This window comes from Flavobacteriaceae bacterium (assembly GCA_014075215.1).
GTDB lineage: Bacteria > Bacteroidota > Bacteroidia > Flavobacteriales > Flavobacteriaceae > Polaribacter.
In genome coordinates, this window is sequence record CP046177.1 from 3,925,690 (window position 1) to 3,950,092 (window position 24,403).

Here is a 24,403-nt window from a genome sequence, read left to right on the forward strand (position 1 = left end):
ACTGAAAAAATAAAAGTATATTAGGAACTCTAAAAATGGGATGCAGAAAACTCACATATCGCACAGAAAAAACGCTACACATAGTGAAAAGTGAGCGCTCGCGCGAGCAAAAAGTCGAGTGGATGTGGTTGAGTGTTGACCCCTTGGCGGAAAAATATCCGAGTATCTCGCCATATGCGTATGTAATGAATAATCCAATTAGGTTCGTTGACCCTGATGGTATGAGAGTTGCCGATCCTGGAGACCTATTTGCTTCGATTGATGATGCGGCAACTGATTTCGGTGTCTATTACAATGGTCGATCAATTGTTGGATATAAGGAATTTGGTTCAACAATCTATGAAGTCAAAAAAGATGATAAAACTTACTATACTTATTCTGAAGCTGGCAAAGGCAGTAACGATGGTGTAAATGTATCACCATCGCCAACAGGTTCTAAAGATGTAGCGGATGTTCATTCCCACGGCGGTTATGAAAAAGGTTATGACAACAATAATTTTTCAGGAACTGATACTTCAGATAATGATCGAACAGGATTGGTTGGATATGTAACAACACCAGATGGATCGGTTAAGAAATATGATCCAAGTACTAAAAGTACAACTACAATAAATGTAAATAAGATACCAAGTGACCCTAATGACCCTGGACGAAAGAATAATATACATCCAACCGAGGATCCTTCAATTAAGTCAGCTACACAAAAGATTAATGAAGCTGGTGGAGTTCTTCCAACGCGGGAGCCACCAACGATTAATAATAATGAAAATTTTAAAATAAAAATGTAGTATGAAAAAAACAGCCATAACCTTATTAGCCTTTTCATCATTAATTGTTATTACATTATTGATAACTTCATTTCAAGAAAATATGGACAATAAAACTGATTACGTTCCGAACGAGATTACTGCAATTAAAATAGCAGAGGCTATATGGTTGCCAATTTACGGGAATAAAATACTTGATAAAAAGCCTTTTGTTGCAAAGCTTGAAAATGATGACATTTGGGTAGTACAAGGAACTTCAAATACTCAAAAAGGAGACGTCCCTTATATTGAAATAAGAAAAAGTGATTGTAAAGTATTAAAAGTAATTCACGGTAAATAGCAAATATAATTTGCAAACAAAGCCTTGCAGAAATGCAAAGCTTTTTTGTTGTAAGATACTCTGTATTTTCATTTTAGCTATAAAACACCAAATAAATTGATTATTGTTTTTTATTCTGGCACAAGTTCCAACAGTTCTTTAAGTTCTTTGTCTGTTAAATTTTCCTTGTCAGATTTATCGTAAATAGTAAGTAGATAAACGGTAGTATCGGCAATTACAATGTTAGTGATTACTCTGGCGCCACCACTTTTTCCTTTTCCTTTAGATTTAATGGCAAGGCGTATTTTATAGCAGTTGTTACCAAGAGTTGTACCTTGTTCAGGATTTTCTTTTAAGGCTTTAATTAATTGTACGTATTCCATTTTAAGAGATGGAAATTTTTTAGCTAATTTCTTTAAGTTTTTTTCAAACTTAGGTATGGTTTTAACGCTATAATTCATGGATTAAATCTTCAGCGTTACGAGCTTCTAATTTACCTTCTCTCACCAATTTCAATTCTTCAACAGCATCTTTAATATCTTGCATTACATTGGCTTTAGCGTTAGAAATTTGAGTTGCTTTTTTTACAAAAGAAAAGTTTTTTAACACTTCCATAAAGAAAGATGCTTTACTGTCTTGTATCTCTAATAATATTTTCATAACACACTTTGAAGTTTTGTTTTAGTAATAAACGCATCTAAAAAAGTAAACACCATTTTTTTGTCGTCTGCATTTAGCTTGTTTATTTCTTGAATTTTATTTCTTGTGTTTTTGTCCATTTTTTCTTCAGCGTCACCAACAAGATAATCTAAGGATACATCTAAAGCGTTTGCTAATCGTTTTGCTACTTCTATAGATGGTATGGCGTCATTACGTTCATATCTTCCTACAATCTCACGAGAGACTTCAATATTTTTAGCTAACTGGTTTTGCGACCAGTTTTTTAGTTTTCTTAATTCAGTTATTCTGCTTCCTAAGTCCATAATAAAGCACTTTTGAGTATTCAAGTTTACATTATGAAACAAATATAGTCAATTATAGTTCCAAATAAAAAGGATAGTTCTTTGTTTAATTGAGAACAGAAGTTTACATTTGTGCTTTAAAGTTGACTAAAATTATTTTAAACTTTTTTTATAAATGGAAATAGCAGACATAAAATCAAATCTAACCTTAGCCACAGTATTACATTATTACGGATTAAAGACCGATAAGAACAACCGTTTAAACTGTCCTTTTCATCAAGATAAAACACCAAGCTTCCAAGCCTATTACAAAACCCAAACCGCTTATTGTTTTAGTAGTAATTGCAAAACACACGGCAAGAGCATGGATGTAATAGATTTTGTAATGCACAAAGAGAATAGCACCAAACACGAAGCGTTGAAAAAATGCAAAGAAATTTTAGGCTACCAAAAGCCCAATAGTAAAAAACGTTACCAACCCGATTTAAGCAAGAGTCAGTTTTTAGCCAATATGTTCCAATATTTCTGTAACGCAGTACATAACAGCAAACCTGCCAAACAATATTTAGAACAAAGAAATTTAGACTTTAAAAAATTAGGGTCTGGCGGCTCGCCAGTTGGTTATAATGCTGGACAGTTCCATCACGGAAAACGTAAAGACGAAACCCTAATAAATCAATGTTTAGAATATGGTTTGTTAATCGATAAAAATATTGTCGGTAGAACTGGAAACAAAGCCTATAATGTTTTTGGTAAATGGTGTATCTGTTTTGCTTTAAAGAACTGCCACGGGCAGACCGTATCATTATATTTTAGAAGCACTTTAGATAAGAAAACAGCAAAACATTTTTATCTGAAGAATAGACAAGGTTTATATCCAAACTATCCCAATCCAAACACTAAAAAACTGATATTAACCGAAAGCATTATCGATGCATCTTCTCTGCTTCAAATAAAAGCGATTACAGGTACTTACAGCATTTTAGCGTGTTACGGAACTAACGGATTAAATGATGAAATCCTAACAGCTATAAAAGACTTGAAACAATTAGAAGAAATCATTTTTGCTTTTGATAATGACACAGCTGGTAAAGAAGCGATACAGAAATATTGTAAAATGTTGCTTGAGATATTACCAGGAATAAAATTAAGTGTTTTAGAGCCTATAAATAAAGACATTAACGAAACCTTACAACTGCATAACGATACTATTTTTATAGAATTATTAGATAAGAGGACAGATTTTATTTTTTCAAATGAAGCTATTATAAATGAAGAATCTAAAGAGCCAATTATTGATAACGCAATCGACTTTTTAAGTCGTAAAAACCTCTTAAAGAACCTAAATATCCAAATCGGCAAAGCAGGAATAGTAGGCGAAGAAAATAGCAGATTATTGTTGTTTATGATAATTATTAGCTACTTAAATAAAAGTCCATTACACGCATTGGTACAAGGTAGTTCTGGAAGTGGAAAGACACATTTAATAAGCAGAATAGCCGATTTAATGCCACAAGAAGATGTACTTCGTTTTACAAGAATAACAGAAAGTAGTTTGTATAATTGGGGAGAATTTGATTTGTTCCAAAAAGTAATAATCATAGAAGATTTAGACGGATTAAAAGAAGATGCGTTGTATGCTTTACGGGAATTTATATCTAATCAAATATTGCGAAGCTCTGTAACCATAAAGGATAAAAAAGGAAATAATAAATCGGCACACAAAATAGTAAAAGGACAATTTTCATCCTTATCAGCAACTACAAAAGGAGAAACCTACGAGGATAATATGAGTAGAAGTTCTTTAATTGCAGTCGATGAAAGTAAGACACAAACCACAAAAATCATCAACTACCAAAACCAAAGAAACGCAGGAGAAATCGACCCAAACGAAGCTAAAAGAGCAGTCCATTTTATACAAAGTTTAGTGCGACAATTAAAGGTTTATGAAGTCATTAATCCGTATGCCACACAATTACACTTACCAGAGAAAGTACATAAAATAAGACGCTTAAATGAAATGTACCAAGCAGTAATAAAACAAGTTACTTTTTTAAATCAACATCAAAGACAGCTTACTAAACACAATCAATTAATTACAGAGATAGAAGATATAGAAGAAGCTACAGAAATCCTTTTTGAAAGCATTGTTTTAAAAGTAGATGAATTAGATGGAAGTCTCAGACAGTTTTTTGAACGCTTAAAAAAGTATGTAAAGAATGATAATCAAGATTTTATTTTAAGAGAAGTAAGACAACATTTAAACAGTAGTAAAACACAAGTTTTTAGATATATGCAGACCTTAACCGAGTTGGAATATGTAAAACAAATTGGTGGTTACTCAAATAAAGGCATTAAATATAAAATCTCTTATTGGGATAATTATCAGAAACTTAGAGCAGAAATTAAAGATTATTTGCTATTACAAATCGAACAGCTACGACAACAAAGCAAATAATTACGGAACGCTACGGAACACCAATGGAACGTTAAATAATTTTTTAACTTATTGATATTTAAATAATTATCTACCAAAATATAGTTAGTGTTCCTAATTCCAGAATATTGAGTAAGCAAAAGCATCATAAGTATTAAAAAGGTCATAAAGAATTTATATTGAGCGCAGTCGAAATATGGGAGCACCAAGCAAACATAAAATCCATACAGAAACGTATCAAAATTATGCTATAAATTACAAAAAGCATTTAGATATATTAGGCTTAAATCATCAGACTACACAAACCAGATATTTATATTTAAAAGAGTTTTTTAGTTGGTTAGAATATCAATATTTATTTAAGATAGAAGAAGTAACCACACAAGATATATCAAGCTATCACGAGTATTTAAAAGTCAAAATAAGCCAAAGGACAAACCTACCAATCAAGCAAAAAAGTAGATACGACCATATGCGAAATCTACAACAGTTTTTAGGACATTTATTAGACTTAGGAATTATAAAAAGTAGTCCAGCTTCTCATTTAAAATTTACTAACCCAACAGAAAAAGTAGAACGTTATATTTTTACTCAAAACCAAATAAAAGAACTCTATAGAGTAGCAAATAATCAAGAAATAGCATTATTACATATTGGTTATGGTTGTGGATTACGAGTACAAGAATTAAGCGATTTAAACAAAGTAGATATTAGAATTACAGAACGTTTAATTATTGTAGAAAAAGGAAAGAACAGCAAAAGAAGATTAGTACCAATCAGTAAAAAAGTAGCTGAAGAATTAGAACTATTTATTTTTTCAAATGAAAATAAAAGCAATGCGATTTTTATAAATAACAAAGGCTACAGAATGCAAGAATGGACTTTTAACAGCTTACTGAAGAAACTGATTAAGCGAACTGATTTTGGGAATAAATTGCCTGCAGAGGCGCTCTGCAAAATCGGCATCCATAATTTACGACACTCAATAGCCACACATCTTTTAGCAAACGGAATGAAGCTGGAGCAAGTACAAACCTTTTTAGGACATAGCCATATCGAATCCACAGAAATTTATACACATATCTCACAAAATCAAATCAATAATCTATATGATAACTCTTCATAATTATTTAAAAAATAAATACAGTAAAAGCACATTAAAAAGCAACTTATACAACATTAAAAAGTTTACAGATTATTATGGCAAACGTTCAGAGAAAGCCAATTACAAAGAGGTTTTAAATTATATTGCTTATTTACGAAAGAACTACGATTTAAGCCCAAAAACCTTACGACATCGATTATATGCTGTAAAAATATACTTCAATTATTTACTGGAAGTCGGCAAAAGAAAAGACCATCCTTGTAGTGAATTATTCTTAAAAGATAAGATAGATAGAACCATTGCGGTAGATAATCTTTACAGTCCAGAAGCCTTAGAAAACTTCTTTAAAAACTATAAAATAAAGAAGAAAAAACAGTTACTCAATAGAAATAAAATAATAATCAGTTTACTCATTTATCAAGGCTTAACAGTTAAAGAAATAGCAGAATTACAACTACAATCCATAAATCTAAATACTTGCGAAATCCATATAAAAAGCGGTTACAGACAGCAAAAAAGAACCTTACCACTACAAGCCAAACAAGTCCTTTTATTTTTTAATTACTTAGAAAAAGATAGAAAGAAGTTACTTAAATACAATCTTAAAACTACAAATGAAACCTTTATTTTAGGACAATATGGAAATGAAATAAATCCTCACAGTATTAGTAGAATTATCAACCAAAACCGGAACGAAAGCCAAAAGATAAAACCAATCAAAATCCGGCAAAGTGTTATTGCAAATCTTCTAAAAAAGGAAAACGACACAAGATTAGTCCAGGTTTTTAGCGGACACAAAAGAGCTTCAACAACAATCGCTTACAAACAAACAGAATTAGAACAGTTACAAAACGCAATAGAAAATTATCATCCGATAAGTTAAAAAGCTTCGCTTGTTCCTTCGTCACAAGCTCGCAAATAAAAACCAATCATTACGCAAAATCCCACACAAGATAAAATCCAGTTTTTTCGTTCCTCAAAATCCCCTGTATTTTATCTTGTTCCGCTCGCCACACTTCTATGGTTTTTAAGTCACATTTTTTGTAAGCCAACGCACAAATAGCACTTTATAACTTGCTCGTTCCTCACAATTATAAACAGCTATCGCCAACGCTCGAAAACAAAAAATCCGCCATAAAAACCATCCCAAGCTATGTTACATAATAGAAGTTATAATAGCAAAATGCTTCTCAAAGGTACGCTTCGCTATGTTAATTTATTCTGTAGTTATAACTGCTATTATGTAAAATATCCGCACTTCCAACGCTTTTTTCCACCGACTTCTGCCAGCGCACTACGATTGATTTAATATTTACTTCGTAAGCCGACACACCGAATTTGCACAAAAAAAGCTTCACAAAAAGACAGCGAGCGAAAAAACTCGCCTTACTTCTTTGCTCGTTTTTTTGCACAACTCGTTCCGCCAATCTTTGTGTCGCTCTATGCCGCTTGGCAACATTTTAAAAAGCCGAAGATTGCCAACGCTCGAAAAAATCCACCGCTTAAATCTTCGTCTTTTTAAAACGAAAAACTTCGGAACGATACTTTTTTTTCAAATGAAATCTTCAACTGAAAAAATAAAAGTATATTAGGAACTCTAAAAATGGGATGCAGAAAACTCACATATCGCACAGAAAAAACGCTACACATAGTGAAAAGTGAGCGCTCGCGCGAGCAAAAAGTCGAGTGGATGTGGTTGAGCATTGACCCACTGGCAGAATTTATGAGAAATCAATCTCCATATAATTATGCTTTTAACAATCCTATTTATTTTAGTGATTATGCAGGAACTATCCCCTGGCCGATTCCTTTATTTTTTAACAACTGGAGAAGGAAAGCAAGACCTGATGAATATTTTGGCTATATACCTAATAGAGGTAGAAACCATAATGGATTAGATTTAAACTATTCAGGAGGAAGAAATACTGATTATGGAGCACCAATTGTTGCTACACATTCAGGAAGGGTTTCAAGAATAATCCCTTTAAGTGCAAAAGATTCAGGAGGTAGAATTGTAGTTATTGAATCTCCTGATGGCAGTTTTTTAACTAAATATATGCATTTAAGTTCAGTAGTTGTTCAGCCAGGAGATGAAGTTGCTGAAGGACAAACCATTGGTTTAATGGGAGGTTCCGCTTATGGAAAAGAACTGGGGAGTTTATCACATTTACATTATGAAATCCACAAGCGTAATTCAAATGGAAGTTATACAGCTATAAATCCCTGGCAAAATGGAGCTCCTATTGACCCTCAAAAGTGGGTTCCAAGACCAATGGAAAGTGCAAATTATTATTTTGATAGTACTTTGTTGTTTTTAATATTTAATAATACAACTGGTAGCGAAGATTCTGATACGTCTGATTCTAATGGTAATTCCGGTAGTTCAAATAATTCATCAAGCAGTAGTACTTCAACACCAACAGTTACTCCATTACCTACCATTCAACCGGGAACAGTTGTTCCGGTAAGCCCACCACTTAATCCGGGCTCAATAATTGTTACCCCTCCGACATCTACTCCAAATCCATTACCTAAAAAATGTGTTGGCCCGGACGGTACCTTAGTAAACTGTTAAAAAAATAGAAATTATGAAACAATTAGAAATTATAATCATTAGCCTATTATTTTTAGTTAGTTGCAAAACAGGTACATCTAAAAAAACAGATACATCGGTTTCTTCTAAAGATTCAATTAATATTGAGAAAACCGTAAAAAAGGAACCTTTAAAAAAAGACACTATAAAGCCTTTTAAAATGCCCAAGAACTGTGGAGATACTACATTCGATATTTTCTTTGAGCGTTTTGGTAAGGATAGTATTTTCCAAAAGAAAAGAGTTAAATATCCTTTAAAATGGTTATATTATGAAGGTCTTGAAGATAGTAAGCTTATTGTTGAGATGACAAATTATAAGTCATATAGGTTTTTTAACTTTATTGAAGATAAAAACGCCTTTAAAAAAGAATATGGAGCTTTCGAAGTAGTAAAGCTAAAAGAAAGAGATACAATAATTTATCAAAGAAGGGGCTTAGATAATGGGCTTGCAATAGATTTTAAATTCAAAAAAATAGATGACTGTTGGTTTTTGGTAGAGATATTAGATAAATCTACTTAAAATAGAGTAATTATTATTGGCAATATTAAGAGCCACATTCGTAATTTGTTTGTGGCTCTTTTTTCAAAAGTTGTTATGCTTATGAAAGAAAAAATATCGTTAAAGAAATTACGTAAGCTTACCAGAGCATACCCCACCAGATATATTGTTTTTGGAGGTTGTGTGATCTACAATGGTTGTTTGGGATCAAGCAAAAAGTTTGTGGAGTAGGTTAATTTTTTAGAGTTTTGGTTTAAAAACTCAAATGCATACACAAGAGCTCCTGAAGCATTTTTTACCCGAAGGTATTTTAGATTACTTTGAACTTAAAGAGGTAAAAGATTCAACGAACAAACTTACTTTGGTTTTAGAAGAAAAACCTATACAACCAGATGAGTTATCTCATCGTAAATTACATTCCAAAGGATTTTACCCAGTAGTAGATATTCAAGATTTTCCAGTACGTAACAAGGCTTGTTTTTTACAAGTAAAACGTAGACGATGGTTAGATGTTGATACCTCAGAAGTATTCTCAAGAGATTGGAATTTGGTAGCAAAGGGAACTCGAATGACAGAAGAGTTCTCTCTTTTTTTAAAGAGGCTTGTTAGATAGTATTCCAGTAAGTTGTAAAAGTTTATCTACCTACTATCACCTTAACGGCAAGCGATTAGAAGAACAATATCGCAATCATTTAAGTAACTTTTTGACTTGGGATCAATTAGCTCATGCCGACCAATGGCTGCTTTTTAAGAAGAATATAGGAACTCATTTAAGTATTGATGAAGTAGCATACTCAAGGCGAGCTCTATACAGTGATTACCAACAAAGCAGGTAAAGGAAAACGAGGCAGTTTAGTAGCCATAGTAGCTACCACACAAAGTGAACGAGTCATAGAAGTGTTAAGGAAAATTCCAAGTAAAGACCGATATTTAGTAGAAGAAATCACTTTGGATATGGCACCTACTATGGAAAAGATTGCTAAAAAAGCCTTTCCTAAAGCTACTCAGGTCACAGACCGATTTCATGTACAAAAACGAGCTAGATGGTATGATAAGGTAGAAAAATCAGAGTTCAGTAAAAGTTTTGGAACAGTAGCTAGATCAATACAAAGTCATTATCGAAGCATCTTAAATTTCTTTGATAATAGAAGTACCAATGCTTCTGCTGAATCTTTTAATGCTAAAATAAAAGCTTTTAGACTACAATTTAGAGGCGTAAGATCTGTTCCTTTCTTCCTATTCAGACTATCTAAAATTTATGCGTAAAAATCTAAATCCCACAACTTTTTTGCTTGACCCCTAATTAGCGACAAAATACTGTATGAAGTTCAAAATGAAGATTTTGGACTTGAAGGTTTTCATCTTGCTGAACAAAAAATAAAATACGGACTATCTCTTTTCAATGACTATGACCATCTTGAAAAGTTTGAATTGCACAGTCGAAGATACATAGGAAATAAAGCAAAATTGACTAACTGGATAATGAAAATTATTCAGAATGAAACTTCGGGAACCGACACTTTGGATATGCAACAAAAAATGGTACAAAAAGTTAAGCTACATTTTTGATTTGATATAATTTTTCAAATTCGATGATATTTTTGTAACCAAGAGCAGAATGTCTTCTGTATCTGTTGTACCAAGTTTCTATGTATTCAAAGACTTTAATTTGAAGACTTTTGTTGGATATAAACTTATTGTCTATCATTAGTTCTGTTTTGATTGTTTTAAAAAAAGATTCAGCTACTGCATTATCCCAACAGTTTCCTTTTCTACTATACTGGGTGTTACATGATAACTTTTAAGGATATTAACAAACGCATGAGATGCGTATTGTACACCTCGATCAGAATGAAAAATCATACCTTCACAAGGCATTCTGTTGTTTACAGCCATTCTCCATGCAGCAATGATAGTTTGTCTTGCTTTGAGTCCATTGCTCAAAGACCAACCAATGACTTTACGATCAAACAGGTCAATAATTACCGTTAAGTACAGCCATCCTTGTGCAGGCTTTAAATAGGTAATATCAGAAACCCATTTCTGTGCAGCAGCGGTAGCTTTAAAATCTCTATCCAATACATTATCAGCTACTGGATATTGATGCTTAGAATCTGTCGTGACAACAAATTTCTTTTTACGAACTGCTTTAATCCCGTGTTTTTTCATCAATCGTGCTACCCTAGACCTAGATACTTTAAACCCTTTAGCTTTGAGTTCCTCTGTAATTCTAGGACTTCCATAAGTAGATTTACTTCGCTCACAGATACGGTGAATCTCAGAGAGTAGCATACGATTTTTTCCATCTCTATCTGATGGAACATAATTCTTACTCCTGTAATAACTGTTTCTACTAATTTTAAAAATTTTACACATCTTCCCAACCGGATATTCTCTACTGTAATCTTTGATAAATTTCAATACTTCCGATCGCTCTTGGAGAAGATGCTCACGGCATTTTTTAAGATATCCCGCTCCATGGTAACATCCTTGAGCTGTTTACGTAATCGCTCTAACTCTTTCTGATCTTCTGTGAGTTGTTTGACGCCATTACCGCTAAAAGCTAAATCAGGACGCTGTTCTAATTCTCTACGCCATCTGTAAATAAGATCTGCACTGATTCCCAATTCCATGGCAATCTGCTTTGTGTTACCTCGTACATTGCTTAATTCTACTGCTTTAATTTTAAACTCTTTACTGTATTTTATTCGTTTCATATGGTTAAGTTATTTTAGATAAAATTAGCTTAACTCTTTGTCACTCTAAATGTAGCAAGTCCACTTATATCTGTCTTCGGAAGTATTTGTTTTTGGAAATGAAAAATCCGAAGAAAAAATAGGGTTCATATTTCCTTCCAGACTTAACCCGGAAGAAGTGTTACTGAACTTTGGTATTAGTTATAAATTATAACTAAAAATTACAAAATAAAATAGTAAACTATTTAAAAAATGAAAGCAAAAATTCTAAAAACAAGCCTGATTAGTAGTAATGACATTATAGAAATTACCGAAGTAAGATTTGATATTAAAAAAACGGTTGCTACCCACAATCGCCTGTAAATACAAAATACTAACGCAAATTATCAGTAACTATTAAAACCAAAAAAATGAACAAACTATTTTTACCATTACTTGTGGGCTGATTTTAACATCAATTACCCTAAACGCACAAAAAAGAGATTCCGGGACTATTGAATTAATACCAAACATTGGTTATTCCAGATCATTTTTAAGTGGAGATGAGGTGGATGGTTTAGATTCAAGAGATGCATTACAATTTGGCGTAATTGGTGATTATTACTTTAATGATCGATGGAGTATTAGGTCCGGTCTTTCTTATTTTAGTATGGGAGCCTCTGTTTCCGGCTCCGAATTACAACCTGTTCTTGGCTCTGAATTACGATTAGATTTACAATTAGGTTATTTAAACATACCGATAAACGCAAACTGGCATTTTGGAAGTATGAGAAAATGGAATTTGAATTTTGGAGTTACACCGGGATTTTTATTAAAAGGAGATATTAATGGACAAGATGTAAAAGATTTTTATAAATCATTTCAACTGGCAATTTCTTATGGAATAGGATATAAGATAGAAGTATCTGATAGTTTCAGTATCTTAATTGACGGTCAGGGTCTGTTTGGAGTTACAAACATTTTAAAAGATTCAGATGATTTTACGATAAAAAATACTGGAAATAGTATAAATGTCGGTGGTATATTTAGCTTTTAAATCAAATAACTATTGCCAACAAGATATGTAAAAAATAGTACATCAATCTGCTACTTTTCATATACAAAATCGTTATAGCATGCATTGACCCGTCCTGAAATATGTATACAAAAAACAACAAGTATATGTATAAAAATGATGGATATGTAAGACGTTATAGTGAGAGTTTTAAACTCAAAGTATTAGCAGAACTTACCAAAGGAAACCATTCCAAAAGACAAATTGCCTTAACTTACGGCATACAATCTAGTACGATAAACGTATGGATTAAAAAATATGACCGTAAAGATTTAATGAACACCCGTGTAACCGTGCAAACAGACGACGAATTATCCCGTATTAAAGCCCTTCAAAAAGAGCTAAAACAACTCAAAGATCTTCTTATTAAAAAGGATCTAGATAAACTTGTGAATGATAGTTATCTTGAAGTAGCTGCTGAAAATCTTGGCTATAAAAATGTTGAAGAATTAAAAAAAAACTTAAACATAAAGCCTTAATGAAAATAGCACCGATTAATAGAAAAAAAAGAAGGTACGCCATCGCTACTATTTGTAATGCTTTCGAGTTAAAAAGAGATGCTTATTACAAATATCAAAAAAGGTTTGTTCTTAAAAAACAAATAGAACAAAATGTAATAATGCTTGTTAAAAAAAGCAGGAAAACATTACCCAGAGAAGGTACTAGAAAGCTAATGAAATCCTTACATAATGATTTTAGGAAACAGAATATAAATATAGGTAGAGACCAGTTATTTAGAATCTTAAAAGAAAATAATTTGTTAATTAGAAGGAAAAAATATTCTTCTAAAACAACCAACTCTTACCATCGTTTTTATAAATATAAAAATATCATAAAAGACCTGATCATTAATAGACCTAACCAAGTTTGGGCTTCGGATATTACCTATATAAGAACTATAAATGGATTTTGTTATTTAGCACTTATTACTGATATGTATTCAAGAAAAATAGTAGGCTATGATATTAGTGATAGTTTAGAACTTAAAGGCTGTGTTAGAGCTTTAAATAAAGCTATTTATCAAACTAAAAATACCGAAGAAATCATACATCATTCTGATAGAGGAATACAATATTGTAGCAATGTTTATACTCAAATTTTGAAAAGAAAAAAGATACAAATCAGTATGACCCAAGAAAATCATTGCTACGAAAACGCAATGGCCGAAAGAGTTAACGGAATTTTAAAAGATGAATTCTTCCTCGACCAAACATTTACAAATATCAATCACGCCAAAAAAGCAACAAAAAATGCAATCAAATTATATAATAATAAAAGATTACATTTATCTTTAGATTATAAAACACCTAATTACGTGCACAAAAATGTAGCATAAATTTTAATAATTAACTGTAGCCCTATTTTAGGACGAGACACATCTTTTTGGCGTAGGCATCATAGACAGACCAATCCCTATGTCTGTTGAGTAAAACTTTACAACTTTCAAACTTTTTAACTTTCAAACTCCATTAGAAAACAAACTCAACTCTAAAATAATTTGTTTCTTTGCAGTATAAACCCGAATTCTGTATTAGAACTTCGTAATGAAGGTTGAAATTGTGATAAAATATAACGTTTTCTGAAATGTAGCGTAGCACCGCTACGGTTCATTTCAAAAATGAAGTGAAGCGATATATTTTGAAACAATTTCAAGCTGTAATAGATTTTCTAATGCAGAATTCGGGATAAATTACCGAAGACAATGAAATACGCAAAAAACATATTAGAAACCATTGGAAATACGCCTTTGGTAAGGTTAAATACGGTAACTAAAGAGGTAGATGCGCTGGTACTGGCAAAAGTAGAAACCTTTAATCCCGGAAACTCCGTAAAAGACCGAATGGCCTTAAAAATGATTGAAGATGCGGAAGCTGACGGCCGGTTACAACCGGGCGGAACAATTATTGAAGGAACTTCGGGGAATACAGGGATGGGCTTAGCACTGGCAGCCATAGTGAAAGGATACAGGTGCATATTTGTTATTTCGGATAAGCAATCCCAAGAAAAAATGGATATTCTGCGGGCAGTAGGAGCAGAAGTAGTAGTTTGTCCTACGAATGTAGAGCCGGATGATCCGAGATCCTATTATTCGGTTTCTAAGAGATTGGGAAAAGAAATTCCCAATTCCTGGTATGTAAATCAATATGACAATCCTTCAAATGCTGTAGCTCATTATGAGCAAACAGGGCCTGAAATATGGGAACAAACCGAAGGAAAAATCACACATTTTGTTGTGGGAGTCGGAACAGGAGGAACCGTTTCCGGAACTGCCAAATATCTAAAAGAGCAAAATCCGAATATCAAAGTTTGGGGAGTAGACACCTATGGTTCAGTGTTTAAAAAATATCACGAAACCGGTATTTTTGACGAGAATGAAATCTATCCGTATATCACGGAAGGGATAGGCGAAGATATTTTACCGGAAAATGTAGATTTTAGCCTGATTGACGGTTTTACAAAAGTTACAGATAAAGATGCTGCCATATATACGAGAAAAATTGCAAAGGAAGAAGGTATTTTTGTCGGAAACTCTGCAGGTGCTGCCATAAAAGGATTGATTCAGTTAAAAAAACATTTTACAAAAGATGATGTAGTAGTAGTACTGTTTCACGATCATGGAAGTAGATATGTAGGAAAAATGTTTAATGACGACTGGATGCGTGATAGAGGTTTTCTGGAAGAAAAAATGACTACCGCAGCGGATTTAATTAAAAACCATATAGATAAACCCTTGATCACCATAAAAACAGAGGAGTTAGTTGCTCATGCAATTGAACGGATGAGAGCATATAAAATATCTCAAATCCCTGTTGAAGATACCGATGGTTTGGTAGGGTCCGTAGACGAGTCGTCTTTATTAAGACATTACTTGGAAGATGAAAATATAACTACCAAACCTATTAAGGATATCATGGGAGCAGCATATCCCACTGTATCTAAATCTACCTCTATAGCAAGTATTTCCAAATTAATTACTAAGGATAATCAGGCGGTTCTGGTAGCTCTTGAAGAGAATAAACATCATATTATTACGAAGTACGATATTATTAATGCCATATAAAAAACCTAATCGTCTATAAGGTAATTTCAGGTACTTTTCTTTTGGATAAATCTCCTCAAATAATACACTAAAATTTGAATCCTTGAATTATACCGTTTCGGGTTAAAAAGTTTCAAAAACTAATAAAAAAACAGTTATTTTTAAATGATATTGAGGTCAACCTCACAGATCTTAAAGACTGTGAGGTTTCGTATCATTTGACTCTATATACCCGTTGTGCATTTTGATAAAATTCGTCAATTCGAGTAAATTTTTCGATTGAAAATGAGAAAAATTTATATCGAGAATAGAATTTTTGCTCTAAATATGTTCTCGATACGATTTTTCGTAGCTCAAAATCACTCGAATTGACGTTTAAATTTACTTTTTAGTTCAAAATGCACAACGGGTTCTATATTTTAAAGGATATGTACTACTTTTTTAGTTTTAAAGAAATCTTCCGAAAAATAGTCAGAAAGTTCATAAATGGTCGCTTTGGGAAAATCTCGTAATTCTTCTGACAGATCGCCTCCTTTTAAATATAATATCCCATTTTTAAGGTTATGGCGTTGTTTTTTATGTATTTTGTTTTTAGTCCATCGAACAAATGTTTCCATTTGTGCTACGGCTCTGCTAACAATAAAATCGTAGGTATCTGCTACCTCTTCCACTCTTCCATGTGTTGTTTTTACATTTTGTAATCCCAGCCCTGTGACAACTTCATTTACAACTTTGATTTTTTTACCAATACTGTCTACCAAATGGAAGTGAGTTTTCGGAAATAAAATAGCCAGGGGAATCCCGGGGAATCCACCTCCGGTACCCACATCCAATATTTTAGCATCCGGCAAAAATGTTATGATTTTAGCGACACCTAAAGAGTGCAATACATGACGTATGTATAATTCATCTATATCTTTCCTGGAGACTACATTAATCTTCAGGTTCCAATCTTTATACAACTCTTGTAATTTCAAAAACTGTTCGATTTGAATACCGGTAAGGGCTCTAAAGTATTTTGTTATAATTTCCATAAATAAGGATGCTGTACAAAAGTAAGTAAACCTATCAATTCTTTTCTTTAAATGAATCATTCTTTCTAATGATTTGACATAGTAAATTCTTCGCTTTTATCTTTCTCTAATGCCATAATTATTACTTTCTTTGCAAAACAAGAAAAATAACTCAACTTATCGAAATGGAGCACCTTTTATCTGACAGAATTAATAGCTTACCTGTTTCTCAAACATTGGCGATGGCTGCAAAGGCAAGAGAGCTAAGGGCAGCAGGAAAAGATATTATTAGTTTGAGTTTGGGCGAACCTGATTTTAATACTCCGGATTTCATAAAAGATGCTGCCATTGAGGCTATCAACCAGAACTATAATTCGTATACTCCGGTAGATGGTTATTTGGAATTGAAAGAGGCTATTTGTGTGAAATTTAAGAGAGATAATGATTTAGTATATACGCCCGGGCAAGTAGTAGTTTCCACAGGAGCTAAGCAATCTATTGCAAATGTGGCTCAGGTATTGTTAAATCCCGGAGATGAAGTGTTATTGCCTGCTCCTTATTGGGTAAGCTATGCTGCCATTGCTACTTTGTGTGAGGCCAAATATGTAGAGGTTCCGTCTTCTATCGCTACTGATTTTAAAATTACTCCCGAGCAGTTAGAAAATGCGATTACGCCAAAAACAAAGATGGTTTTCTTTAACTCTCCCAATAATCCTAGCGGAACGATCTATTCCGAAAGTGAATACCGTGCTCTGGCCGAAGTTTTAGAGAAGCATCCTCAAATTTATATCCTTTCCGATGAGATTTACGAGCATATCAATTATGGCACAAAACCTTTTAGCTTTGCCAATATTGAAAGTATGTATGATCGTACCATTACTGTAAATGGATTGGCTAAAGCTTTTGCTATGACCGGATGGCGAATCGGGTATATCGGTGCTCCGCAATGGATTGCCAAAGCGTGTAATAAAATGCAAGGTCAAATCACATCGGGAGCAAACTGTATTGCACAGAGAGCTGCCATTACTGCTGTTCTGGCGCCGGTTTCCAATATACAGTACATGGTAGATGAATTTAAATCTCGCCGGGACATGGTACTGGATTTATTAAGTCAAATTGACGGGTTTACGCTCAATGTTCCCGAAGGAGCTTTTTATATTTTTCCGGATGTTTCTGATTTCTTTGGTAAAACACTAAACGGAGTAGCCATCCGTAATGCTACCGATTTTTCTTTATATGTATTAGAAAAAGCCAATGTAGCAACCGTTACCGGGGATGCTTTTGGAGCTCCTGATTGTATCCGGTTGTCTTACGCTGCCTCCGTAGAAAATTTACAGAAGGCCATTGCTAGTATTAAAAAAGTGGTGAATGATACCGATACCGTTTAATTGTTTAAAAGTTTAATTGTTTAAAAGTTCTTCACTCACAGGCGAAATCTAAAACACTAAAAAACCTGCTTTTATGCTCATTAATCTACATTGTCATGTAAGAACGAATTGTTAGATTTCAATTGAATAGTGTCATCGTCTTTCTGCATAGCTGTTTTGGATTTACTAATTGCTATATTTGTTCCGTCCAGATTTACTCCTAATCTTTTATATGCCGGCTGACGCTCAATTTCATCAATGCTTTTATTTACTTTATCGGTAAACTTATAATTAAATCCTTTCATTTTTTGTCGGCGTTCTTCAGCCCTGTCCTGTAATTCCGAAATCGTCAGGCTCAAAGGAGAGACGCTCTCACTTTCTGTTTCTATTTCAATTGGAGGTTTGGTGGTTTTTAGTTCAAACTGTAATTCTTTTTCAACCATTTCATCTTTTTCAAAAAGAGTTGAACTTTTAGTAATAGTTGGAGTAGCGTCAAAATCTTCCAATACATATCTTTTTTCTTCTGTTGTAATTTCAACGGGGTCATTGACTTCCATATTTAAGATGGTATCGGTTGTATCAGTATGTGCTGCCTCTACCGGTTTTATCTTTTCATCAGCATGTACCGGAAAGTCAAATACTAAATCTGTCTGTAATGGTTGTGGTTCTTTTGTAATGGTTTCAGATATATCCGAAGTTGTATCTTCCATATTTACAGGCATTTCTGTAATAATGAAATCATCTTCGGGAACTTGTTCCACAGAAATTTCTTCATAAACCACATCCATATTTTTAATCAGCTTAGAAGCAGGAATAATAGCTGCTTTTTCTTCTTCAATTTCACCTTCCAATACATGTACAATTTTTTCTGACGGTGTACATATGGGTTCATCTATAGCAGTGCTTTTTAGTACCGTTTTTTCAGAAAAATCGTATGTTGCCTTTTGGTCTTCCTCTAATGTATGAATGATTTTTTTTGCTTCAACATTAGCAATATTACTTTGCTGGTCGGCTGCAAAACCCGTAGCAACTACCGTAATGGAAATAGCTTCTTCCAATGCTTCATCTTCTCCGATACCCATAATGATATTAGTATCATAACCTGCTTCTGCCTGAATAAAATCATTGATTTCTCCTATTTCATCCAGCGTTACCTCATCTGATCCGGATACTATTAATAGTAATACATTTTTAGCCCCTGTGATCTTATTATCGTTTAATAATGGGGAGTCCAATGCTTTTGTAATAGCATTTTTAGCCCTGTTAACACCGGATTCTTTAGCAGATCCCATAATAGCGGTTCCACTGTTAGACAGCACTGTTTTTGCATCGTGCAAGTCAATATTTTGTTTATAATGATGCGTGATTACTTCAGCAATCCCTCTGGCAGCCGTAGATAATACTTCATCTGCCTTAGAGAAACCTGCTTTAAAACCTAAATTTCCATAGACTTCTCTTAGCTTATTATTATTAATTACTATTAGGGAATCCACGTTTGTACGGAGTGAATCGATTCCTAATTGGGCTTGTTTTGAGCGCATTCTTCCTTCAAACTGAAATGGCATCGTAACAATTCCCACTGTTAAAATATCCATATCCTTGGCAATCTTTGCAATAATAGGAGCGGCTCCGGTTCCCGTACCGCCTCCCATTCCTGCCGTAATGAATACCATTTTGGTCTGGGTATTCAACATTTGCTGAACTTCTATAATGCTTTCTTTAGCTGCTTGTTCTCCTACTTCGGGATTGGCTCCTGCTCCTAATCCGGCGGTTAGATTGGCTCCTAATTGAATTTTATTAGGAATAGGGCTATTCTCCAGGGCCTGTGCATCCGTATTACAGATGACAAAATCTACCCCCCTGATATGTTGCTCAAACATGTAATTTACGGCATTGCTGCCTCCGCCGCCAACGCCAATTACCTTAATGCTGTTAGATTGTGATTTTGGCATGTCAAATAAAATGTTATCAAATTCTGCACTCATAATAACTTTTTATGGTATTTATATCTAATTTGTTTTATTCTGCGTTGTCTAAAAAATCTTTAAGTCCGTCTGCAAACTTTTCAAAAAATGATTTTTTCTTCGTTTTTGGTTTTTCTTCTACTGCAACTTCTTCAGTATTTACGGCTCCTTCGGAAACGATCATTTCCTGATCTTCATCCGGTGTTTTTTCCAAGCCTTCCATTAAGAGCCCTACTGCTGTGGCATAGGACGGACTAGATAACATTTCATCGGATTCGCCGGCCAAATGCTCATTGGGATACCCTATTCTGGCATCCATTCCGGTAATGTATTCTACTAACTGGCGTAGATGTTTTAACTGAGATCCCCCGCCTGTTAACACAATTCCGGCAATGAGTTTCCCCTTGGTGGTTTCATGCCCGTAATTCTTAATTTCCAGATAAACATGTTCTATGATCTCCTGTACTCTTGCATGTATTATTTTAGATAAGTTTTTTAGTGTAATTTCTTTTGGTTCCCTTCCTCTTAATCCGGGAATAGAGACAATTTCGGTTTCTTTATTCTCTCCCGGCCATGCAGAGCCAAATTTAATTTTCAACAACTCAGCTTGTTTTTCTATGATGGAGCATCCTTCTTTAATATCTTCCGTAATAACGTTTCCTCCAAACGGTATGACTGCCGTATGACGGATAATACCATCTTTAAAAATGGCCAAATCCGTAGTCCCTCCGCCTATGTCAATCAAGGCAACTCCTGCTTCCTTTTCTTCCTGACTTAATACTGCCGCTGCCGATGCTAATGGTTCCAGGGTAATATCAGATAATTCCAATCCTGCACTCTTTACACAGCGTCCTATGTTTCTAATGGACGATACCTCCCCTACCACTACATGGAAATTAGCTTCCAGCCTACCTCCGTACATTCCAATGGGTTCTTTAATATCTGCCTGGTTGTCTACTTTATATTCTTGCGGGAGTACATGAATGATCTCTTCTCCGGGTAGCATTACCAGTTTGTGTACCTGATTTACAAGATTGTCAATATCATTTTCATCAATAACTTCATCTGCGTTAGCCCTTGTAATATAATCGCTATGGTGCAAGCTCCTGATATGCTGGCCTGCTATGCCTACTACCACATTTTCTACTTTATGTCCGGAAATACTTTCGGATTCTTCTACAGCCTGCTGTATGGACTGAATCGTTTGTGTAATATTACTGACAACGCCTCTTTTTACTCCTAAGCTCTTCGCTTTTCCAATACCTGAAATCTCTAATTTTCCATATTCATTTTTTTTACCAATCATGGCAACAATTTTAGTAGTTCCAATATCCAAACCAACAGCTATTTTGTTGTTTTCCATTTTGATTTTATTTTGTGCACACCACCTGATTGTGATATGTTAAATTTATGGTTTTATATGTTTTCATTTTATCTTCTAAAAATGCTTTGCTATAAAACGCTTTTAAATTGAAAAATTTTTGCTTCAACCGCTCACATTTACCAAAAACAATTATATAATCTCCGCTACGTACTCGAATTTCAAATTCTTTTTTGTTTGTTTTATGAATTCCTACCACTTCATTTTTTAGAAAATCATCTTTATTAATTTCTTTTAAAAACCGGTACACTTCTTCTAAATCTGCGGGTGTTTTTACACCAAAAACTACAGGCACTCTGGCAGAGTAATGTAATGAAACAGGAAGTTTTACACCTTGTTTATCAATATAATAAGGTTTATTGGCATTCATCACCCTTGCTATCGCCTCTCTCTGTTTTATCTGTACATTTAAAACATTTCGAGCCGATAAAAAAACCACTGCTTTTTCTATAAAAGGGTTTGCCAGAACCGTCTCTTCTAACTGATACAAATCTATCATAGATTTTGCTTGGTTTTTAACATGAAGTTTATTTTGTATTAACAATTTATTAACCATAGTATCTGTTAAAAAATAGTTTCCTTCTTCTTTAAAAGAAATATGAATTTTATGAATTTTTTTACTGTAATTCTTATGTTTTGTAAAACCGTATAGTAATCCCAGAGCGATAATCAAATCAAATAACAGTATGTATTTCAACATCTTCTTTAGCTTCATAACAGTATGGTTTTGGAAAGTTGGTTTTTTACTTTTTCCACCAGTGTGCTAATATCTCCTGCTCCCAGCATGAGTATTATTTTTGCCTGAGCATCGGAAATGTCTTTTACGATAGCAGTTTTTGTTGTTAACTTTTTATCACGAAGTGTAACTTTATCTAATAACCAGCCGGATGTAATACCTTCAATCGGCTTTTCCCTTGCCGGATAAATATCCAATAGCAAGAGTTCGTCAAACAACGATAAACTCGCTGCAAAATCAGCTCCAAAATCTCGCGTTCTGCTAAACAAATGCGGTTGAAAAACTGCTAAAATTTTATCTTCCGGATACATTTCTCTAACTGCACTTTCCACTGCTGTTATCTCTGTAGGATGATGTGCATAATCATCTATTAACACCAAATCATCTGTTTTTATTTTGTATGAAAATCGCCTTTGCACTCCCTTAAAAGATGCTAATCTTCTTTTGATAATGTCGACGGAAATTCCATATACATCTGCCATTGCAACTGCAGCAAGCGCATTCATGATATTGTGCCTTCCCGGAAGTTGAAATGTCACGTTCTTAATTGTTGTATTCGGTGTTTGTATATCAAATTGATATGCACCGTTCTTAGTAGTTACATTTAATGCCACGTAGTCTGCCTTTGCTTCTATGGCATATGTCAAACTATCCATATCTTCCAGTTGTTTTGCAATGACGAGTTGTTTGGTAACCTTATTTGCAAATTCTTTAAAAGATTGTTTTAAAGCATCGTGCCCTTCATAAATATCCAAATGGTCGGCATCTATAGAGGTTATGCAGGCTATATCCGGAGAGAGCTGCAAAAAAGATCTATCGAACTCATCCGCTTCCACCACTGATATTTTATCTCCTCCCGCAATTAAATTTGACCGGTAGTTTTCTGCAATCCCACCTAAAAAAGAAGTGGCATTTTCAGCATGCATGATATGTCCTAAAATGGCTGATGTCGTTGTTTTACCATGTGTTCCGGCAACTGCCAAACAGTATGTTTTTTTGGTGATTTCTCCTAGTATTTCTGCTCTTTTTAAAACGGTAAATCCTTCGCCGACAAAATAATTATATTCCGTATGATTTTCAGGGATTGCCGGTGTATATACGACCAACGTTTCTTTTTTATTCAGAAATGAAGCCGGAATGCGATGTATAGCATCTTCAAAATGAATGTCAATTCCCAAAGATGTTAACTCCTCGGTAATAGTAGAAGGAGTTTTATCATAGCCTGCTATATTTTTTCCATTTAAAGCAAAATATCTGACCAAAGAACTCATTCCTATTCCTCCGATTCCTATGAAATAAATATGTTGTATCTTTTTAAAATTCATTTTTTGTATACCACTTCATTTCAAATTAAAGTCATTGCCTGTTTATTAATTTTTCAACTTCGTTTACAATTTTATATGTTGCATCCGGCAAGGCCAATGCAGTTATATTTTCGCTTAAATTTTCCTGTTTTCCTTTATCTTTTAATAAGGTTTCAAAAACAATAGGAAAGGTATCTAATTCACTTTCTTTTAACAAAATAGCCGCATGCTTGTCTGAAATGGCTTTGGCATTTTTTGTCTGATGATCTTCTGCTACATTAGGTGATGGAATAAATATGACCGGTTTCCCGACAATACAAAATTCCGAAACCGAAATAGCGCCTGCCCTGGAGATTATAATATCTGCTGCAGCATAAGCCAAATCCATCCGATCTAAAAAAGAATGTACTTGTACGTTTTCCCATTCGCTGTGTTTTTTATATGCTTCAAAATACAGCTTCCCGCATTGCCAAATCAATTGTATGTTTAATTCTTTAAACAAGGACAGGTTTTTATCCATTAACTGATTTATTCTTCCGGCACCTAAACTTCCTCCCAATACTAACAAGGTTATTTTCTTTTTTTTGACATTAAAAAAGGTGTTCGCTTCTTTTCTTTTCTTTTCTTTATATACCTTTAATAGCCCCGCTCTAACAGGGTTGCCTGTTTTAATAATTTTGGCTGCAGGGAAAAACCGTTCCAGATGGTCATACGCCACACAAATTTTTTGTGCTCTTTTACTTAGAATTTTATTGACTATTCCGGGATAAGAGTTCTGTTCTTGCAGTAAAGTCGGAATTCTTTTTCTTACCGCCATCATCAGTGCAGGAGCACTTGCATATCCTCCTGTGCCAATGACGATATCCGGTTTAAATTGATTGATGATATTATTTGCTTTAAACAAACTGTAGATAAGTTTAAACGGAAATCCTATATTTTTTAGCGTTAATCTTCGCTGCCATCCATCTATCCAAAGTCCTTTTATTTCATATCCTGCTTCGGGTACTTTTTCCATTTCCATTTTACCTTTTGCGCCCACAAAAAGAACAGCGACATCCGGATATCTGTCTTTTAATTCATTGGCAATGGCCAATGCCGGGTAAATATGCCCTCCCGTACCTCCTCCGCTTATGAGTATTTTCATCAATGGTTTCATATCTACTTCC

The 24,403-nt window shown here is 33.9% G+C and carries 24 protein-coding genes and 1 pseudogene; 15 read left to right on the forward strand and 10 right to left on the reverse strand.

Translation table 11 applies throughout. The annotated features are described in order from the left end of the window. The first annotated feature begins 35 nt into the window (after positions 1–35). Together GKR88_19515 and GKR88_19520 are read left to right on the forward strand one after the other, a co-directional pair. Complete coding sequence (locus GKR88_19515) at positions 36–788, forward strand: DUF4329 domain-containing protein (protein QMU66253.1); 753 nt, start codon at positions 36–38, stop codon at positions 786–788. Position 789: 1 nt separating this feature from the next. Continuing rightward, positions 790–1,107 (forward strand): hypothetical protein, encoded by a 318-nt coding sequence (locus GKR88_19520; GenBank protein ID QMU66254.1) that lies wholly within the window; start codon positions 790–792, stop codon positions 1,105–1,107. 110 nt (positions 1,108–1,217) lie between these two features. Here the strand turns inward: GKR88_19520 and GKR88_19525 are convergent, their stop codons facing one another. The 3 genes from GKR88_19525 to GKR88_19535 are packed head-to-tail and all read right to left on the reverse strand — an operon-like array spanning position 1,218 to position 2,069. Beyond that, positions 1,218–1,547, reverse strand: coding sequence for a hypothetical protein (locus GKR88_19525; GenBank protein QMU66255.1), 330 nt, complete (start codon positions 1,545–1,547; stop codon positions 1,218–1,220). Beyond that, positions 1,537–1,746, reverse strand: a complete 210-nt coding sequence (locus GKR88_19530) for a hypothetical protein (protein ID QMU66256.1) — start codon at positions 1,744–1,746, stop codon at positions 1,537–1,539. Before GKR88_19530 ends, GKR88_19525 begins: the two co-directional genes overlap by 11 nt. After that, positions 1,743–2,069, reverse strand: a complete 327-nt coding sequence (locus GKR88_19535; GenBank protein QMU66257.1) for a helix-turn-helix domain-containing protein — start codon at positions 2,067–2,069, stop codon at positions 1,743–1,745. The genes GKR88_19530 and GKR88_19535 overlap by 4 nt, the downstream gene beginning before the upstream one ends. Before the next feature lie 154 nt (positions 2,070–2,223). Here GKR88_19535 and GKR88_19540 point away from each other — a divergent pair, with 154 nt between their 5' ends. The 8 genes from GKR88_19540 to GKR88_19575 all read left to right on the forward strand — a co-directional run bounded on the left by GKR88_19540 (position 2,224) and on the right by GKR88_19575 (position 9,948). Next, entirely contained in the window at positions 2,224–4,506 is a 2,283-nt protein-coding gene (locus GKR88_19540; protein QMU66258.1) for a toprim domain-containing protein, read from the forward strand. Between the two features lie 175 nt (positions 4,507–4,681). Continuing rightward, positions 4,682–5,611: a tyrosine-type recombinase/integrase gene (locus GKR88_19545; protein ID QMU66259.1), complete on the forward strand. Its 930-nt coding sequence runs from the start codon at positions 4,682–4,684 to the stop codon at positions 5,609–5,611. After that, entirely contained in the window at positions 5,595–6,473 is an 879-nt protein-coding gene (locus tag GKR88_19550; protein ID QMU66260.1) for a tyrosine-type recombinase/integrase, read from the forward strand. The genes GKR88_19545 and GKR88_19550 overlap by 17 nt, the downstream gene beginning before the upstream one ends. 720 nt (positions 6,474–7,193) lie before the next feature. Continuing rightward, positions 7,194–8,165 carry a peptidoglycan DD-metalloendopeptidase family protein gene (locus GKR88_19555; protein QMU66261.1) on the forward strand — a complete coding sequence of 324 codons (972 nt, stop codon included), beginning with the start codon at positions 7,194–7,196 and terminating at the stop codon, positions 8,163–8,165. 13 nt (positions 8,166–8,178) lie between these two features. Further along, positions 8,179–8,703: a DUF4348 domain-containing protein gene (locus GKR88_19560; GenBank protein QMU66262.1), complete on the forward strand. Its 525-nt coding sequence runs from the start codon at positions 8,179–8,181 to the stop codon at positions 8,701–8,703. 244 nt (positions 8,704–8,947) lie between these two features. Continuing rightward, complete coding sequence (locus GKR88_19565; GenBank protein ID QMU66263.1) at positions 8,948–9,295, forward strand: transposase; 348 nt, start codon at positions 8,948–8,950, stop codon at positions 9,293–9,295. Next, a complete protein-coding gene (locus tag GKR88_19570; GenBank protein QMU66264.1) occupies positions 9,285–9,518 on the forward strand; it encodes a hypothetical protein in 234 nt (77 codons plus the stop codon). The genes GKR88_19565 and GKR88_19570 overlap by 11 nt, the downstream gene beginning before the upstream one ends. Next, positions 9,496–9,948, forward strand: coding sequence for a hypothetical protein (locus GKR88_19575; protein ID QMU66265.1), 453 nt, complete (start codon positions 9,496–9,498; stop codon positions 9,946–9,948). Before GKR88_19570 ends, GKR88_19575 begins: the two co-directional genes overlap by 23 nt. A gap of 286 nt (positions 9,949–10,234) precedes the next feature. Here GKR88_19575 and GKR88_19580 read toward each other — a convergent pair. After that, positions 10,235–11,399: pseudogene (locus GKR88_19580) on the reverse strand (IS3 family transposase). Between the two features lie 400 nt (positions 11,400–11,799). Between GKR88_19580 and GKR88_19585 the strand changes: the two are divergent. The 4 genes from GKR88_19585 (at position 11,800) to GKR88_19600 (ending at position 15,493) form a co-directional block, all read left to right on the forward strand. Beyond that, positions 11,800–12,414 carry an outer membrane beta-barrel protein gene (locus GKR88_19585; GenBank protein ID QMU66266.1) on the forward strand — a complete coding sequence of 205 codons (615 nt, stop codon included), beginning with the start codon at positions 11,800–11,802 and terminating at the stop codon, positions 12,412–12,414. A gap of 125 nt (positions 12,415–12,539) precedes the next feature. Further along, positions 12,540–12,911, forward strand: a complete 372-nt coding sequence (locus GKR88_19590; GenBank protein QMU66267.1) for a transposase — start codon at positions 12,540–12,542, stop codon at positions 12,909–12,911. Further along, positions 12,911–13,768 (forward strand): IS3 family transposase, encoded by an 858-nt coding sequence (locus GKR88_19595; protein ID QMU66268.1) that lies wholly within the window; start codon positions 12,911–12,913, stop codon positions 13,766–13,768. The genes GKR88_19590 and GKR88_19595 overlap by 1 nt, the downstream gene beginning before the upstream one ends. Before the next feature lie 366 nt (positions 13,769–14,134). Continuing rightward, on the forward strand, positions 14,135–15,493 hold the full coding sequence (locus GKR88_19600) for a pyridoxal-phosphate dependent enzyme (protein ID QMU66269.1): 1,359 nt from the start codon (positions 14,135–14,137) through the stop codon (positions 15,491–15,493). Between the two features lie 398 nt (positions 15,494–15,891). On the opposite strand, the gene rsmG is transcribed toward GKR88_19600, so the two are convergent. After that, complete coding sequence (gene rsmG, locus GKR88_19605) at positions 15,892–16,506, reverse strand: 16S rRNA (guanine(527)-N(7))-methyltransferase RsmG (GenBank protein QMU66270.1); 615 nt, start codon at positions 16,504–16,506, stop codon at positions 15,892–15,894. A 221-nt stretch (positions 16,507–16,727) separates the two neighbouring features. Between rsmG and GKR88_19610 the strand changes: the two genes are divergently transcribed. Beyond that, positions 16,728–17,873 (forward strand): aminotransferase class I/II-fold pyridoxal phosphate-dependent enzyme, encoded by a 1,146-nt coding sequence (locus GKR88_19610; protein QMU66791.1) that lies wholly within the window; start codon positions 16,728–16,730, stop codon positions 17,871–17,873. A gap of 80 nt (positions 17,874–17,953) precedes the next feature. On the opposite strand, the gene ftsZ is transcribed toward GKR88_19610, so the two are convergent. From ftsZ to murG, 5 genes are read right to left on the reverse strand one after another with little or no spacing between them, the layout of a single operon-like run. Continuing rightward, positions 17,954–19,837: a cell division protein FtsZ gene (ftsZ, locus tag GKR88_19615; protein QMU66271.1), complete on the reverse strand. Its 1,884-nt coding sequence runs from the start codon at positions 19,835–19,837 to the stop codon at positions 17,954–17,956. A 34-nt stretch (positions 19,838–19,871) separates the two neighbouring features. Then, positions 19,872–21,179 (reverse strand): cell division protein FtsA, encoded by a 1,308-nt coding sequence (gene ftsA, locus GKR88_19620; protein QMU66272.1) that lies wholly within the window; start codon positions 21,177–21,179, stop codon positions 19,872–19,874. 7 nt (positions 21,180–21,186) lie between these two features. After that, complete coding sequence (locus tag GKR88_19625) at positions 21,187–21,912, reverse strand: cell division protein FtsQ (protein ID QMU66273.1); 726 nt, start codon at positions 21,910–21,912, stop codon at positions 21,187–21,189. After that, positions 21,909–23,258, reverse strand: a complete 1,350-nt coding sequence (locus GKR88_19630) for a UDP-N-acetylmuramate--L-alanine ligase (protein ID QMU66274.1) — start codon at positions 23,256–23,258, stop codon at positions 21,909–21,911. The genes GKR88_19625 and GKR88_19630 overlap by 4 nt, the downstream gene beginning before the upstream one ends. Positions 23,259–23,289: 31 nt before the next feature. Next, positions 23,290–24,393 carry an undecaprenyldiphospho-muramoylpentapeptide beta-N-acetylglucosaminyltransferase gene (gene murG / locus GKR88_19635; protein ID QMU66275.1) on the reverse strand — a complete coding sequence of 368 codons (1,104 nt, stop codon included), beginning with the start codon at positions 24,391–24,393 and terminating at the stop codon, positions 23,290–23,292. Positions 24,394–24,403: the final 10 nt, after the last annotated feature.